Here is a 15,775-nt window from a genome sequence, read left to right as displayed (position 1 = left end):
ATCGCCCGGCCACCTTAGCTCAGTCGGTAGAGCATCTCACTCGTAATGAGAAGGTCGCGAGTTCGATTCTCGCAGGTGGCTCCAATGAAGAAGCAGGTCAGCCCCACATTGCACTACCGGAAGGTGGGGCTGACTTTTTGGTGAGTACACTCTGGGTACACTATGCGCTCTTAAACTGCTGATTCATCCTCTGGGCTACCGAATCAAGGTCTGACTCGTAGAGATGGCCGTACACATCCAGCGTCATGTCGGCGGAAGCATGGCCAAGCATCCTCTGGATCACTTTGATATTTGCCCCAGAAGAGATGGCAAGGGACGCCGCAGTGTGCCTCAGGTCATGGACGGTGACTGGGGGGAGCGGAGTACCGAGAATTTCGCCGGCTTCCTTTACTGCACCAAGGAAGACTCTTCTTCGGAAGTTCTCGTTGCGTATGGGATACCCCTCGGCGGTAGTGAACACCAGGTCGGTAGGATCCTTGTGCCTCATTGAGTGTTCAATATCGTCTCTAAGGAAGGCCGGGATAAGTACTGTGCGGGAAGCATGGGATTTCGGGGACTTCTCGATTAGTCGGCCCCCGACGCTCGTGAAGGCTCTCTGGATGCGTATCCGAGAACCATTCAGGTCGACGTCTGAGACCCGTAGGGCGGTAGCCTCACCGAAGCGGATGCCCGTCGTCGACAGGACCTGGATGAATAGCGAATAGTGCTCTCCGGCCGCCTGCGCCAAGGCTTTGACCTGCTGAACATTTAGAAAGCTGTGAGCGCTCTTCGAAATGTAGCCCACTGGCGCTCTTTGAAATGTAGCCCAGTGTGGTCGTTGTTATTGTGCCTGATGTGGGGTTGGTGAGGGGGTTGTTGGTGCGGGTATTTCGCGTCCTTTGATGCGGTGGCTTACTCCTCGGTGTTGAAAGATTTTGGCGTGGTGGACGATGCGGTCGACCATGGCGGTGGCTACTGTGATGTCGCCGAAGCATTGCGCCCATTGGGAAAACGCTAGGTTTGAGGTCACGATGATGGAGCCGTGTTCGTAGCGTCTGGAGACGAGTTGGAAAAACAGGTTCGCCGCGTCAGCTTCGACGGGAATGTAGCCGAGTTCGTCGATGATGAGCAGGTGGTAGCGGTTTAATCGTTTCAGCAGCGTTTCGAGTTTGCCGGTGTTGTGGGCTTCGGTGAGGGTGTTTATCCACCCGGCGGCGGTGTCGAAGAGGACGCGATAGCCTTGCTGCGCTGCTGTGATGCCAAGTGCGGTGGCGAGGTGGGTTTTGCCGGTTCCGGGTGGGCCGAGCAGGACGACGTTTTCAGCTGTGGCGACCCAGGCCCCGGTTTCAAGGCGTGCGATTTCAGTGCGGTCAATACTGGGTTGTGCGGTGAAGTCGAAGTCGGCGATGGTTTTCACGGCCGGAAAGCCGGCGCGTTTGACGCGTAATGATGCTCCGGATTCCGCGCGGGCGGCCGCTTCGACGGATAGCACGGCGGCGAGGTACTCCTCGAATGTCCAGGATTGGCTACGTGCTTGATTGGCGATGGTTGAGTAGACGTTGTCGATGCGTGGGGCTTTCAACTCCCGTGCGAGGTGACTAATTGCCGCCGCGGTGTCGTGGGCGCTGGTGCGGGTCATAGGAAAGAGCTCTCCTTGAAGTTTGTGGGGCGTTGAGGCCGTGTTAGGCGATGTGGTCGTAGATGGATAGGTCAGCGATGTCAGCAGCGGTATCTGGCTGGAATCTCTCGCCCGCCGTAGCTAGGTCGCGGCGCATGGCGCGGGCAGTTTGGGCGTGGGCGGGGTCGGTGATGACCTTGTGCTGGCCCCAGTGGCGTGGGTGCACCGCGGCGGGTTCACCGTGTGGCCCGGTCACGGCGATTTCATCAAGCGTGCTGCGCACAGTGACTAGTCGGTCAATGAATGTCGGATCCACGCTGTACTGGTTGGTGTCAACGGTGACGTAGTAGTTACGCGGTAGGCGCACCGCGGGCCTGACACCGAACACCGGTGGATACGGTGGCAAGGGGCGCATCGCTCGCTGATCAGCTGCGAACAAGTCCGCCGGTGTGGCCTTCAACGTGGTGTGAACGCGTGCGTTGGCGATTGTGGTGAACCACTCATCAAGTTGGGCTTGCACATCCACCGGGTCGCTGAACCGGCGCCCGGGGAAGAAGGAACGCTTCATGTACCCGTTGGTGCGCTCGACGATGCCTTTAGATTCCGGGTCCCGCGGTGGGGTCTGAACGATTCTGCAGGAGCGTGTCAAGTTGTTTGTGTGTGGGGCGTGATTATTAGAGGTAGGGCTCGAAGCGGTCAGGGTAAGCCACAGACATCTGGTTGATGGCCTGCTTCCAGTTCGTCACCCGCCTGCCCTCGATCAGCCGGCCGCTGGTCGCCGCGACCCGTTTGCCCTGCTTAGCACGCTTGGCGGCCCGTTTGTCCTCAATGTTGCAGATCATCAACCACACGGTTTTGATCGCAGACTCATCGTTGGTGAACTGCACCCGATTCCGGGTGGCTTTACGCAGCTCGTTGTTCATCGACTCAATCGAGTTCGTGGTGTAGATCACCTTCCTAGCCATCGGTGGGAACTCAAGGAACGGGATGAACCGGTCCCACGCATCGCGCCACACCTTGACTGACTGCGGATACTTTTCCCCCAGCTCGGAGGCCTCGAACTCCGTCAACGCCGCCAGAGCGGTTTGCTCGGTGGGGGCGGTGTAGATCTTCTTCAACTCGGCGGACACCGCCTTACGATCTCCATAGGCCACCCACCGGTTTGCTGCCCTGATCAGGTGGACGACACAGGTCTGGACCATCGAATCCGGCCAGGTGGCTTCCACAGCCTCCGGCAGACCCTTGAGCCCGTCACAGCACACGATGAACACATCGTGCACTCCGCGGGTAGCGAGGTTGGCACACACCTGCGCCCAGAACGAGGCTCCTTCCTCTTTAGCCAGCCAGATACCCAGGATGTGTTTGATCCCCTCCATGTCCACCCCGATAGCCAGGTACGCGGATTTGTTGACCACCCGGCCCCCGTCACGGACTTTGATCCGTAACGCATCGAGGAAGACCACGGGGTAGAACTCATCAAGTTGGCGGTTCTGCCAGATCATGACCTCCTCGAGGACCGCATCGGTGATCGCGGAGATTGTTTCATGGGAGATGTCCACGCCCATGGCGGTGGCCATGTGGTGCTGGATGTCTCGGACGGTCATGCCACCGGCATAGAGACTGATGATCATGTCGTCGACGTCGGTCAGCCGGCGGGATCCTTTGGGCACCATTGTCGGCAGGAAGGATCCGTCACGGTCCCGGGGAACAGCGACATCGACCGGTCCGTAGTTCGAATCGACCCGCTTGGGGTAGGAACCGTTACGGGAATTGTTCTGACCAGCGGCTTCCTTGCTGTTCCGGTCGCCGTGCTGGTAGCCGAGGTGGGCATCCATCTCGGCGTTGAGGCCCCGGTTGATCGAGGCCTGGAGCAGGCCCCGGACGAGATCGTTGGCATCCGTGGTGGAGGTGCCGAGCTCGTCGATCAGCTTCGCCATCTCAGGATTGGCGAGGAGCTTTTCCTCGATCGCTTTGATCTTTGCGGAGTCCTCTGGGTTTCGTCGTGCCACGGTAGTCATTCTGGTTCATCTCCTTGGTGTGAGGGGAATCCCTCACACACAAACCATCTGACACCCTCTTCTGCAGCCCAGCGCCCCGCCGAATGCGGCAACAGGCTCGCACAGCTTCGCCTTGCCAATCCCGGACTCGTGATCCCACACGAGCCGATCTGGTACCGCTTGGAAATCACGTGTTATCAACTGCCACATCCCGGCGATCAAGTCATCAGTCGTGCGCGAGGGAAGCACACACGCCGCAGCGAAACGAGAATGCGAGGCTGCCATCACCAACACCGGCAACGCGCGGTAGACCCCATCAGCATCAGGTAGTCCACCCGGTGCAAAAGTGAGATCACATTGGATCTCACGCCCCGGGGCGTGAGTAAGGGTATCGACTGGGTCGGCGGGCATATACTCAGGCCGGATCCTGGCAACGTGTTTGCGAAACCATGAATCCGAGCCTGTCCAGCCCACTCGCTGAGCCAACACCTTGGCATTGAGCTGCGGTGTTTCCGCGAGAAGTTCCCTGACCTGCGGTTCAAACGGATCGAAACTCGTGCCTTTGGCATCCCGTGGCTTGTAACAAGGCGGCGAATCTGAAGCCAAAGCCTTCTCCACCGTCTTCTTCGCACAGCCCACTTCGGCCGCGATCTTCCTCAATGACAGACCCTGCCCACGCAGGTATCGGATCTGCGCCCATTCCTCCAATGAAATCACCCATCCAATCTTTTCCGGGTGGGCTACTTTTCGAGGAGCGTTTTGGGCTACTTTTCAAAGAGCGCTGACAAAAGCAGCGGTCTGACGGCTGCTTGGGCGGGAGTTTGGCACCAGAGGCAGCGTTAGACATAGTCCGTCCCGTCTTGACCGCGTATCCAAGAAGGAGGCGGAACAGGGCCAAAGCCTGCTGGAGTACTGCCCGACTTGTTCCCGAACGGAACTCCTCCGCCACCCAAGCCTGTACCTCCACGTCTTTGATCGTCGACACTGGACGGTCTCCCCACTTGTCAAGCAGGTGATTCTTCCAAGTCGATTTTCGGGTGTACCGGGTCTTGTCGCTGACACTCGTCGTGGGCTCCCACTCCTCGTAGATCTCGAGAACAGTCGTCCGACCTTGCCTTGCATCGATGTACTCATTCCGGAGTGAACCCTTCCTGGCGTTGGCTAGCAACAACGCCACCAAGGACGACAGTAAAAGACCAGATCAGAGAAGCAATACCGCCAATGAGAAACGGTTAGCGCTCAGAGCGGTGTGTATTTTGTGTGTACTCGCCCGTTACTTTGATGGTGTCCCCATAATGGGGATAGTCGCGTCTGGACACAGGAGCTTTCCCCTTTCCTCAGTGGTGCGACCAGAGGGAGAAGAAACATCCACCCCGGTGCACCCGCTGCGGTGACAACGACCCATCGCCCGCAGCAGGTGGCAATCGTCACGGTTATCCCTCTTTTTCAGATTCCTGTCCTCGGGATCAGAAAAAGACGGGGGCCTGTCATAGGTCAGTGAGCATCTGCTGCATCTGGGCGATCTCGGCCTCCTGGTCGTTGATAATTTGTTCGGCCAGGGTGATTGCATGGGGATTCTGGCCGTCAGCAACCTCGTCACGGGCCATGTCGACCGCACCTTCGTGGTGGGCGGTCATCTGCTCCAGGTAGAGGCGGGCAGCCTCGGTGCCCTGGGCTTCCTCAAGGGCTGTCATGTCCTCCTGGCTCATCATCCCGCTCATGCCACCCATCTCGCCGTGATCCATTCCACCCATCTCGTCCATGGTCCCCATGCCCCCAGAGTCGGTGACCGGCTGCTGGCCCCAGGCCTCGAGCATGGCGTTCATCCGGTCAATCTCCGGTCCCTGGGCGTCAATAACCCCCTGGGCAAACTCCACGACCTGGGCGGGGATACCCTCCTTGGCCAGGAGCATCTCACTCATCTCCACGGCCTGCTGGTGATGGGGGATCATCATCTGGGCAAACATGATGTCCGCGTCGTTGTGATCGGCGGAGATCTCCCCGTCCGCCTCAGTCGTCGCCGTGGTGGTCTCGGTCGTCTCAGCGGTAGTCGTCGCAGTGCTGGTGGCCGAGGTGGTGGCGTCGGTGTTGCCTGACTCGGTGGCCTCACCGCAGGCGGCCAGCGCCAGGGTGGAGGCCACGGCGAGAGCGGAAAGAACAAGGGTGCGCTTCATGGTGGAGCCTTTCAGGGTCATATGGGGGCAGTGGAGAGAAGTGGTGGATCAGTGGACGGCGGTGGATACCGGAGTAGGCGTGGTGTGTTCCTCCTTCGGACTGGTGGGAGCCAGGTGGGCCGGGTCCAGATCAATCCGGCGCAGCAGCTGAGCGTTAAGCGCCACCACAATCGTCGACAGCGACATCAACACCGCAGCAGCAGCCGGGGGAAGCAGAAAAGGGCAGAAACACCACTTCCCAGGACTTGACCCCGCGGGATCCGACCGAGGCCATCGTTGAACACCTCCGCGATCAAGGTGTTGCGACGACCACTTGAATCCGCCTTGGGCCCCGCGATCTGAGTGCATCACCGCGCCTTCGCGCAGGTGGCCGTGGTCCCGGGCCATCGCCAGCGCATCGACGACAGCGAGGTGCGCATGTGCTCGGCCATCTGCCAGCCGAGGTGCTGTTGCAAAGTTGGGGGAGAACAGCGAAGACTCAGTTTCTCATTCTCTGATGGCCGCTGCGTGTGGGCGTTCTCAGGCCGTCTCGAAGACCCGGTTGACGTTCACCGCGTCCGGGTTCGGTTGCCCGTAGGCAAACATCGTGCCTTGCCCTTTCCGCAATGAGTGCATCGCCTCCATCCCTTTCAACGTCCGATATGCAGATGTCCGGTTCTTAAACGCGCCTTTCGGCCCGAGGATCCGCTTCAGCCGACCATGGTCGCCTTCCAGGATGTTGTTGAGGTATTTCACCTGCCGGTGTTCCACTGTTGGCGGGCAGATTCCCTCTGACTTCAACTCGGCGATTGCCCTGGCTAGGGAGGGTGCTTTATCGGTGTTGATCACTCTGGGATACCCGGCTGACGCATTGGATCTGAGGGCCTTGGCCAGGAAACGCTTCGCTGCGGCCACGTTCCGTTTCGGAGAGAGGTAAAAGTCCAGGGTCTGGCCACCGGCGGTGATCGCCCGATAGAGGTAGCACCACCTGCCGCCGACCCGGATATAGGTCTCATCCACCCGCCAGGAACTGGCCTGCCAATCAGGTACCTGCCGGTACCACCGTGTTTGCTTGCCCAGCTCAGGGGCGTATTTCTGGACCCAGCGGTGAGAATCGTGGTGTGATCAACCGGCACGCCCCGCTCGGTCATCATTTCCTCCAAGTCTCGGTAGCTCACCCCGTAGCGGCAGTACCACCGCACCGCCCACAGGATGACCTCGCGAGGGAAATGACGACCCGAGAAGATACCCATGGCTGTGATTATTTCACCTCGCTCTTCCTACTGCCCCAACTTTGCAACAGCACCGTTAGATGAGGGTGGCGCCGTATTCCACGGTCCACTGGCGTACCCAGTTGATGAAATACGCCCACGCCCCGCTGGCCAGGGCAATGCCCACGGCGACCATGAGCACCCCACCGAACATCTGGATCTTGCGGGAGTGGCGGCGCAGCCACCCCACGGTGCGCATCGCCCGGGCCGAGCCGAAGGCCATGAGAAGAAACGGCAGACCCAGGCCCAGGCAGTAACCGATGATCAGGATCACCCCACGCACAGCGGTCATCCCCTCGGTGCCGGCGGACACCGAGATGATCGCCGCCAAGGTGGGCCCCAGGCACGGCGTCCACCCCAGGGCGAAGACCCCGCCGAGCAGTGGCGCACCCAACCAGGTGGACCACTTCTTCGGGGCCATCCGGGTGTCGCGCTGCAGGGCAGGCACCATCCCCATGAACGCCAGACCCATGACGATGGTGATCACCCCTCCGATGCGCATGAGGGTCTCAGCATTGAGCGTGAGCATGCTGATCGCCCCAAAGACGGTGACGGTGGCCAGCACAAAGACGATGGTGAAGCCGAGAACGAACAACCCGGCCGCACCCGCTACCGCCCACTGGCGTTTGGTGACCACCGTGCCCCCCTCGGCGTCGTAGTTGACCTCCCCGCCGACCACACTGGCCAGATACGACATATACCCGGGTACCAGGGGTACGACGCACGGGGAGGCGAACGAGATCAGACCTGCAGCTGCCGCAGCCAGGATGCCGATCATCAGTGGCCCGGTGGCCGCGGCGTCGGCGAACTGCTGGCCGATCGCCAACTGCGCCATCACATCAACGGTCATGATGCTGGTGCCTCCTCGGCCAGCGGCAGGGCGACATCAAGGATGTCATCGGCGGTGACCTCCCTCAGGAACACCGCGGCCGGGCGGTGGCTTCGGTCCAGGACAATGGTGGTCGGGATGACGGAGGTCGGCACCCCACCCAGGGCCGCAGCGATACGAAACGGCGGGTCGTAGATCGAGGGATAGGTCACCGCGTTGTCGAGTTTGAAGTCCTGGGCGATGGTCTGGTTGTAGTCACGGACGTTGATGCCCAGCACCTTGCCACCGAGGGGGTCGGGAGTCTCCTGGACAAGCTGCAGGTCATCGACTTCCGCCCGACACGGTGCACACCACTGGCCCCAAGCGTTGAGGACGACGACCTCGCCTTCAAAATCAGACAGGCTGATCTCCTCACCCTCCTCCATCAGCGACGGGCCGGAGAAGTCCGGCAGCGGGGCACGTTCCTCCTCTGCGTAGATAATCTCGGTTTGGCCTCCTGGTGAGTGGAACTGGAAGGTGCCCCCGACGGCGACGGCGTTTCGGGCGCCGTCGCCTGAGGAACAGGCCACAAGGGTCACGGCGGTGAGCACCGCGGCAACCGCGATGGCGGCTCTGCGGGGTGTGCTCGGCATGGATTAGATCTCCTTATTCCGGGGCGGTGGGGAAGAAGACGGTGTTCTGGTTGTCCCGGAAGACCACAACACCGAGGAAGGTCATCGTGCTTGCCCGGTGGGTGGTCTGCAGCGACTCTGCCCACCTCGGCACTCAACCCTGCTGTGGGGGTTACTCGTAGCGAAGCGAGCTGACCATCCCGGTTTCCATGTGATAGGCGTTATGGCAGTGAAATGCCCACTCACCGGGGTTGTCAGCGATCAGGTCTGCGATCATGGTTTCACCGTGGCGGAGAAGGACGGTGTCCTTGCGTAGCCCGCCGCTGCCGGGCAGCGCCCACGTGTGGCCGTGGATGTGCATGGGATGGGGCATCATGGTCCTGTTGCGCATGACCATCCGCAGGCGCTGGCCCTCCTGCACGGTCGCGGAGGAGGATTGGCCGTCGGTGAGAATGCTCCATTCATACGGCATCATCTGCCCGCCCAGGTCGATGCTGACTTCTCGGTCTGGTGTGCCCTCGGGCAGGAGTGCACGGTCTGCTGGCTTCAGGGAGGACAGAAGCAGTCCGGTGGACGACAACTCGGGGAAGTCGACATCGGGGCGGGGGGCCTGGCCGCCGGCGGTGCGGATGACGGCGAAGGCGCGGTCGTCCTTACCCACCGCCAAAGCCGTGAGCGGGAAGATGCCGTCGCCGAGGATGACCTCGACGTCGACACGCTCGCCCATCGACAGGTAGATCGATTCGGTCTCCCAGGGCTGGACAGGGAAGCCGTCGGTGTGGGTGACGGTCATGCGGTGACCACCGAGGGCCACCTTGAAGATGGTGTCACCGCCGGAGTTGATAAACCGCAGGCGGGCCTTGTCGCCCGGGCGAGCCTCGAAGGTCCGGTGAGCACGGGGGATACGTCCGTTGATGAGGTAGTGCGGATACATCACATCGCCGACATCCCCGCCCAGTACCCGGTCCGGGGTGCCGTGTATCATCTGGCCGTGGCCTCCCATTCCCATCCTCCCGTTATGGTCGCCCGAACCCATTCCGGTGAGCTTGTCGAGCTCATCGTCGGGAGTGCCCTGAATGCCATCGACCCAGTCGTCGAGCACGATGGTCCACTCGACGTCCTGGTCCTCAGCGTCTTGCGGGTCACGGATGATCAGTGGGGCGTGGAGGCCGCGATCAAGCTGCAGGCCGGTGTGGGAATGGTAGAAGTAGGTGCCACCGTGGGGGACTTCAAAAACATAGGAGAAAGACTCGCCAGGTTCAATGGGGTCCTGGGTCATGCCGGGCACACCGTCGGCTGCGTTGTGGAGTGCGATGCCATGCCAGTGGATGGAGGTGCTCTCAGGCAGTTCATTGGTGATATCGACCTGGAGGACGTCGCCGGCGGTGGCCTCAATGGCCGCATCCCCGGTGTCAGAGACGTATCCCCACGTCTTGGCTTCGATGCCGCCGATATCCAGGGAGAGGGGCCGGGCGGTCAGTGTCCGGCGCACCGTCGGCTCACCGAGCGCAGTGGGGGTGGGAGTGGGGCGAAGGGAGGGACCTGGTGCCGAGGCAGCGGGTCCAGGGTCGCTGGTGCAGGCGGCCACGGCCCCGGTGCCGGCCAGGACGAGCCCGCCGAGCAGAAACTGTCGTCGGGAAAACGCGTTCGTCATGATTTAACCGTCCTTGGTGCAAGATTTCAGTGACGCGGGAGACAGGCGCAGGTGAGGACCCTGCTGAGCCATCACGTCAGGCGCAGGTCTGTGACACAGGTGGCACCGTCGTCGGTGGTGGAAAACTCCGTGGTGCCGGTACGCCCCTGGTAGCTGACCTCAATCAGGCCGGTGGCATCATCGGGAAGCCAGAAGCCAATAAACCCGTTGTCGAAGGTGGTTGTCGCCTCGTCCACCAGCACCTCACCGGTCGCCTCATCGGTAATCGTGACCTGGATATCCTCATTGTCGAGTTCCCCCAGGCAGGTCGTGAGGCTGTGGTAGAAGCAGTCGTGGGTGGAGGTGAGATAGGGTGCGATCGAGACATACGTCTGATTGTCGGGAAGATCGACCACGACTTCCTGGTCATCGCTCGAGAGCAGCAGTTCATTGCCACGTACTGAGGCGATCAGATCCGTGGGACGCTCAGTGACCTTCTGCCGGTCGAGGTGATCAATGATCTCCACCGCGTCCATGGCGGCCAGGCCATGGGCAGTCAGGAATGTGTCCTGGGACACCGTCCCGTCGGCGGTGGGTTCCGGGTCGGCGGCCGAACACCCCGTGAGGGCGAGGGCAAGGGCGGCGGCTGCGATCGCTGCTCGTTTCACGTCAATCTCCTTGGATCGTGGTAAGGCCATAAGAAGACACCGCCTCAAGGTCGATGCCATACCTTTATCTAGCACGGGTGCCTGACGGGCTAGAATCCAAAAACCCTGCTCACAGCCTTATAACAGGGCGAAAAGGGGGTGAATTCGGTGGGCTGGGTCACCACCGGGACACCACCCCACAGCCGTGGGCGATGTCCTTCCACCCGCCCCGGGTATGCGGTGCAGGCAGTGAAATCCCTGGTGGCGCCTGCTGAACCGACCAGGGGAGGCGATGCCACCGGCCCGGGGTGAGGCACAGGGGTGACGGCGGTCGAAGGGTGACGTTTGAAGATTTGATGAAGTTTTCCCCGCCAAGCACTGAGCGAGGGTGGTATTCCCCTGGCCGGAGCGATACTGGGGTCTATGGCTGACCGCACACCGACCACCGCCACGCCCCCGGGGCGGGTGCTGGTCGTCGATGATGAACAACCCCTGGCTCAGATGGTGGCCTCCTACCTCATCCGGGCCGGCTTCGATACCCGCCAGGCGCACACCGGCATCCAGGCCGTGGACGAGACCCGTCACTTTTCCCCCGATGTTGTGGTGCTGGATCTGGGGCTGCCCGAACTCGACGGCCTGGAGGTGTGCCGACGGATCCGCACCTTCTCGGACTGCTACATCCTCATGCTCACCGCGCGTGGCAGCGAGGACGACAAGATCAGCGGTTTGACCCTGGGGGCGGATGACTACATCACCAAACCTTTTAGCATCCGGGAACTGGTGACCCGGGTGCATGCGGTGCTGCGCCGCCCGCGCACCAGCACCACCCCACCGCAGGTGACCACCCCTTTGATCGTTGGTGACCTCATCCTTGACCCCGTCGCCCATCAGGTGCGGGTGGGGGAGACGACCGTGGAGCTCACCCACACGGAGTTCGAGCTGCTGGTTGCCCTGGCCCTGCGCCCCGGCCAGGTGCTGACCCGCCACGACCTGGTCACCGAGGTCTGGGACACCACCTGGGTCGGCGATGAACGCATCGTCGATGTCCACATCGGCAACTTGCGTCGCAAGCTCGGCACCGACACCCGGGGCCGGGGGTTTATCGACACCGTGCGTGGCGTGGGCTACCGGGTGGGGCAGCCATGAATCACGGACCCGGCCTGACCTTCCGCTTCCTGACCGCCCAGGTGGTGGTCGTGGTGATTAGCCTGCTGGTGGCCGCGACCGTGGCCACGATGGTGGGCCCGACCCTGTTCCATGATCATATGTTGATGGCCGGCCGGGAGGACCCCTCGCTGGAGCTGTTCCATGCCGAGCAGGCCTACCGGGACGCCAACCTGATCACCCTGGCCGTCGCCCTGCCCACCGCCTTGATCAGCGCCCTGCTTGCCAGCCTGTGGTTATCGCGTCGCCTGCGCACCCCCCTGCAAGATCTCGCCCGCGCCGCTACCAGCCTGACGGCCGGCAACTATCGCATCCGCGTGCCCGCCGGAGAAGCAGGCCCCGAGGTCACCACCCTGGCACATGCCTTCAACACCATGGCCGACCGGCTGGAACACACCGAACAGGTCCGCCGCCAGATGCTCTCTGATCTGGCCCACGAAATGGGCACCCCCTTATCGGTGCTCACGGTCTACCTCGATGGTCTCCAGGACGGGGCCGTGGACTGGAATAATGCCACCCACACGATCATGGCTGACCAACTCACCCGCCTGACCCGGTTGATGGAAGACATCGACGATGTCTCCCGGGCCCAGGAACACCGGATCGAGTTGGACCTGGCGGAGGAAGGGCTCGGGGATCTGCTCCATACCGCCGCTGCTGCCGCGGGGGAAGCTTATGCTAACAAAGGCGTCGATTTACAGGTCGAGACCATTACGGACACCGCCCGGGTGCTCGTGGACCGGCAACGCTTCGGCCAGGTGATGAGCAATCTCCTGTCGAACGCGCTACGGCACACCCCGGCCGGCGGGCAGGTCCGGATCAGCGTCCACCGACAGGGGGCGTCCACCGCGCTCATCCACGTCGCCGATGACGGCGAGGGCATCCCACCTGGCCAGCTCGGACACATCTTCGAACGCTTCTACCGGGGGGATGCCGCCCGCAGCCGGGACAACGGCGGGGCCGGTATCGGCCTGACCATCTCCAGGGCATTGGTCGAGGCCCACGGCGGCACTCTCACCGCCACCTCCCCCGGACCCGGTCGCGGAGCGGTGTTTGCCCTCCGCCTCCCGCTGTCTCCTCCCGACAGTGAGGAGGCTGCTCGGTGACCACACCCTGCCCCGCGTGAGGGCCGTGCCCTCCACCCCTTGAGAATGTACCCCGGGGGGGTATACGCTAGCGAGCGTTATCGCATCCCACCGACCCGTAGGAGCTTTCCCATGATCACCTCCCCGCCCCGCCTCTTGCCGATGGCCTCCCACGGCTGCAGCTGTTGCGGACCTGCCTCACGTGCCGACACCGCCTCCATCCCTGCCGCCAGCGACTCGTCAGCAGGAGGGTCCTCCCCTAGCTACCAGGTCACCGGCCTGACCTGCGGACACTGCGCGAAAAGCGTGACCCAGGCCCTTCAGGCCCTCCCCCAGGTCGACGACGTCCAGATTGATCTCGCTGCTGGTGGTGTTTCCACCGTCACGGTCACCGGTGTCGTACCTCCGGAGATGGTTCGCCGGGCCATCGAGGAGGCCGGCTACACCGTCTTATCCTGATCTGTTTTACCCATCATCTCGACCCCGACCGGGTTGAGCGGAAGGAACGTCATGAGCACTCCCCACCATTCCGGCGATCACCATGGTGATCACCCCGCTCCGGAAACAAACCACACCCACCACCCGGATCATGCCAGCCACGAACACCACGCAGATGCCGACACCCACGGCCAGGCGATGCCCCACGATCACCCGCACTCCGCCCTGGACGAAGACCACCACGTTCATGGTCACGGCGAACACGCCGGACACAGCACCGCAATGTTTCGGGACCGCTTCTGGTGGTCGCTGATTCTGTCCATTCCCGTCGTTATTTTCAGCCCCATGGTCGCCCACCTGCTCGGCTACCACCTCCCGGCATTCCCCGGATCCACCTGGATCCCCCCGGTGCTGGGCACGATCATCTTCGTCTACGGCGGAACGCCTTTCCTCAAGGGCGGATGGAACGAACTGAAATCCCGCCAACCCGGGATGATGCTCCTGATCGCCATGGCCATCACCGTGGCGTTTGTCGCCTCCTGGGTCACCACTCTGGGGCTGGGCGGTTTTGACCTGGACTTCTGGTGGGAGCTGGCCCTGCTGGTGACCATCATGCTGCTGGGCCACTGGCTGGAGATGCGTGCTCTCGGGGCCGCGTCCTCCGCGCTTGACGCGCTGGCTGCCCTGCTGCCGGACGAGGCCGAGAAAGTCATCGACGGGACCACCCGCACCGTGGCCATCTCCGAGCTGGTCGTCGACGACGTCGTGCTGGTGAGGGCCGGTGCCCGGGTGCCGGCCGACGGAACCATCCTCGACGGAGCCGCCGAATTCGATGAGGCGATGATCACCGGCGAATCCCGTCCCGTCTTCCGGGATACCGGTGAGACCGTGGTGGCCGGCACCGTGGCCACCGACAACACCGTCCGGGTCCGGGTGGAGGCCACCGGTGGGGACACCGCCCTGGCAGGCATCCAGCGCATGGTTGCCGACGCCCAGGCCTCCTCCTCCCGGGCCCAGGCCCTGGCGGATCGGGCGGCGGCGTTGTTGTTCTGGTTCGCGCTGATCTCCGCTCTGATCACCGCGGTGGTGTGGACCATCATCGGCAGCCCGGACGATGCCGTGGTGCGCACGGTCACGGTGCTGGTCATCGCCTGTCCGCACGCCCTGGGCCTGGCGATTCCGCTGGTCATTGCGATCTCCACCGAGCGGGCCGCGAAATCTGGGGTGCTCATCAAGGACCGGATGGCACTCGAGCGGATGCGCACCATAGACGTGGTGCTCTTCGACAAAACCGGCACCCTGACCGAGGGTGCGCACGCGGTCACCGGTGTCGCGGCAGCTGTCGGCGTCACCGAGGGCGAGCTGCTGGCCCTGGCCGCCGCCGCGGAGGCAGACAGCGAGCACCCCGTGGCCCGCGCCATCGTGGCGGCCGCGGCCGCCCATCCCGAGGCCTCCCGTCGGCAAATCCGTGCAACTGGTTTCAGCGCCGCCTCCGGCCGGGGGGTCCGGGCGACTGTCGATGGCGCTGAGATCCTCGTGGGCGGGCCGAACATGCTGCGCGAGTTCAACCTCACCACCCCGGCCGAGCTCACCGACACCACCAGCGCCTGGACCGGGCGTGGGGCCGGTGTGCTCCATATTGTCCGCGACGGTCAGATCATCGGTGCGGTGGCCGTCGAGGACAAGATCCGCCCCGAATCCCGCGCCGCCGTGAAAGCCCTGCAGGACCGCGGGGTGAAGGTCGCGATGATCACCGGTGACGCGCAGCAGGTGGCCCAGGCGGTTGGCCAGGACCTGGGGATCGATGAGGTCTTCGCCGAGGTCCTGCCCCAGGACAAGGACACCAAGGTCACCCAGTTACAGGAGCGTGGCCTGAGCGTGGCCATGGTCGGTGACGGTGTCAATGACGCCCCCGCTCTGGCCCGCGCGGAGGTCGGTATCGCCATCGGTGCCGGCACGGATGTGGCCATGGAATCTGCCGGGGTGGTCCTAGCCAGTGATGACCCGCGGGCAGTGCTGTCGATGATTGAGCTGTCCCAGGCCAGCTACCGCAAGATGATCCAGAACCTGATCTGGGCCTCTGGCTACAACATCCTCGCCGTGCCGCTGGCCGCCGGAGTGCTCGCCTCGATCGGGTTCGTGCTGTCCCCGGCCGTGGGCGCGATCTTGATGTCTGCCTCGACCATCGTGGTGGCCCTGAACGCCCAGCTGTTGCGCCGCATTGATCTGGAGCCGGCTCACCTGGCTCCGACCGAGTCGAAGGAGGAACACAGTGGGTCGATATCCCCCGTAACCGTTACTGACTGACCTTGTCTCTCGACCCCTAACTCACACCACCTTTGAAAGGAAC

15 protein-coding genes, 1 tRNA gene and 2 pseudogenes are annotated in these 15,775 nt (G+C 62.8%); 5 read left to right on the top strand and 13 right to left on the bottom strand.

Annotated elements, in window-relative coordinates:
* The first annotated feature begins 8 nt into the window (after window positions 1-8).
* A tRNA-Thr gene (locus E3227_RS03145) sits at window positions 9-84 on the top strand.
* 76 nt (window positions 85-160) lie between these two features.
* On the opposite strand, the gene E3227_RS03140 is transcribed toward E3227_RS03145, so the two are convergent.
* The 13 genes and pseudogenes from E3227_RS03140 to E3227_RS03080 form a co-directional block, all read right to left on the bottom strand.
* Window positions 161-784, bottom strand: a complete 624-nt coding sequence (locus tag E3227_RS03140; protein WP_144317500.1) for a site-specific integrase — start codon at window positions 782-784, stop codon at window positions 161-163.
* A gap of 36 nt (window positions 785-820) precedes the next feature.
* On the bottom strand, window positions 821-1,618 hold the full coding sequence (gene istB, locus E3227_RS03135) for an IS21-like element helper ATPase IstB (protein WP_144317499.1): 798 nt from the start codon (window positions 1,616-1,618) through the stop codon (window positions 821-823).
* Between the two features lie 43 nt (window positions 1,619-1,661).
* Window positions 1,662-2,246: a Mu transposase domain-containing protein gene (locus tag E3227_RS03130; RefSeq protein ID WP_170228617.1), complete on the bottom strand. Its 585-nt coding sequence runs from the start codon at window positions 2,244-2,246 to the stop codon at window positions 1,662-1,664.
* 25 nt (window positions 2,247-2,271) lie between these two features.
* Window positions 2,272-3,615: an IS256 family transposase gene (locus E3227_RS03125; protein ID WP_144317347.1), complete on the bottom strand. Its 1,344-nt coding sequence runs from the start codon at window positions 3,613-3,615 to the stop codon at window positions 2,272-2,274.
* Between the two features lie 33 nt (window positions 3,616-3,648).
* Window positions 3,649-4,311 carry a DDE-type integrase/transposase/recombinase gene (locus tag E3227_RS11680; protein ID WP_144317497.1) on the bottom strand — a complete coding sequence of 221 codons (663 nt, stop codon included), beginning with the start codon at window positions 4,309-4,311 and terminating at the stop codon, window positions 3,649-3,651.
* 286 nt (window positions 4,312-4,597) lie between these two features.
* Window positions 4,598-4,771 (bottom strand): annotated as a pseudogene (locus E3227_RS11910) (hypothetical protein); the annotation flags it as partial.
* A gap of 310 nt (window positions 4,772-5,081) precedes the next feature.
* Complete coding sequence (locus E3227_RS03110; RefSeq protein WP_136648821.1) at window positions 5,082-5,768, bottom strand: DUF305 domain-containing protein; 687 nt, start codon at window positions 5,766-5,768, stop codon at window positions 5,082-5,084.
* 48 nt (window positions 5,769-5,816) lie between these two features.
* Entirely contained in the window at window positions 5,817-5,954 is a 138-nt protein-coding gene (locus E3227_RS11515) for a hypothetical protein (RefSeq protein WP_170228597.1), read from the bottom strand.
* 333 nt (window positions 5,955-6,287) lie between these two features.
* Window positions 6,288-7,000: pseudogene (locus E3227_RS03100) on the bottom strand (IS6 family transposase).
* 55 nt (window positions 7,001-7,055) lie between these two features.
* Window positions 7,056-7,868, bottom strand: a complete 813-nt coding sequence (locus tag E3227_RS03095) for a cytochrome c biogenesis CcdA family protein (RefSeq protein ID WP_144317496.1) — start codon at window positions 7,866-7,868, stop codon at window positions 7,056-7,058.
* The gene (locus tag E3227_RS03090) at window positions 7,865-8,479 is read right to left on the bottom strand and encodes a TlpA family protein disulfide reductase (RefSeq protein ID WP_144317495.1); all 615 of its coding nucleotides are present in this window, start codon (window positions 8,477-8,479) and stop codon (window positions 7,865-7,867) included. The genes E3227_RS03095 and E3227_RS03090 overlap by 4 nt, the downstream gene beginning before the upstream one ends.
* Window positions 8,480-8,630: 151 nt before the next feature.
* Window positions 8,631-10,112 (bottom strand): multicopper oxidase family protein, encoded by a 1,482-nt coding sequence (locus tag E3227_RS03085; RefSeq protein ID WP_144317494.1) that lies wholly within the window; start codon window positions 10,110-10,112, stop codon window positions 8,631-8,633.
* Window positions 10,113-10,183: 71 nt separating this feature from the next.
* Window positions 10,184-10,759 carry a CueP family metal-binding protein gene (locus tag E3227_RS03080; protein ID WP_144317493.1) on the bottom strand — a complete coding sequence of 192 codons (576 nt, stop codon included), beginning with the start codon at window positions 10,757-10,759 and terminating at the stop codon, window positions 10,184-10,186.
* A gap of 402 nt (window positions 10,760-11,161) precedes the next feature.
* On the opposite strand from E3227_RS03080, the gene E3227_RS03075 reads away from it, so the two are divergent.
* The 4 genes from E3227_RS03075 (at window position 11,162) to E3227_RS03060 (ending at window position 15,732) form a co-directional block, all read left to right on the top strand.
* A complete protein-coding gene (locus tag E3227_RS03075; protein ID WP_144317492.1) occupies window positions 11,162-11,884 on the top strand; it encodes a response regulator transcription factor in 723 nt (240 codons plus the stop codon).
* Window positions 11,881-13,008 (top strand): sensor histidine kinase, encoded by a 1,128-nt coding sequence (locus E3227_RS03070; RefSeq protein ID WP_144317491.1) that lies wholly within the window; start codon window positions 11,881-11,883, stop codon window positions 13,006-13,008. Before E3227_RS03075 ends, E3227_RS03070 begins: the two co-directional genes overlap by 4 nt.
* A gap of 111 nt (window positions 13,009-13,119) precedes the next feature.
* The gene (locus E3227_RS03065) at window positions 13,120-13,446 is read left to right on the top strand and encodes a heavy-metal-associated domain-containing protein (RefSeq protein ID WP_005276120.1); all 327 of its coding nucleotides are present in this window, start codon (window positions 13,120-13,122) and stop codon (window positions 13,444-13,446) included.
* Between the two features lie 51 nt (window positions 13,447-13,497).
* Window positions 13,498-15,732: a copper-translocating P-type ATPase gene (locus tag E3227_RS03060; protein ID WP_144317490.1), complete on the top strand. Its 2,235-nt coding sequence runs from the start codon at window positions 13,498-13,500 to the stop codon at window positions 15,730-15,732.
* Window positions 15,733-15,775: the final 43 nt, after the last annotated feature.

The organism is Corynebacterium sanguinis (genome assembly GCF_007641235.1).
Classification (GTDB): domain Bacteria; phylum Actinomycetota; class Actinomycetes; order Mycobacteriales; family Mycobacteriaceae; genus Corynebacterium; species Corynebacterium sanguinis.
The sequence above is the reverse complement of the archived record's forward strand: the minus strand, read 5'-3'. Positions and strand labels throughout refer to the sequence as shown.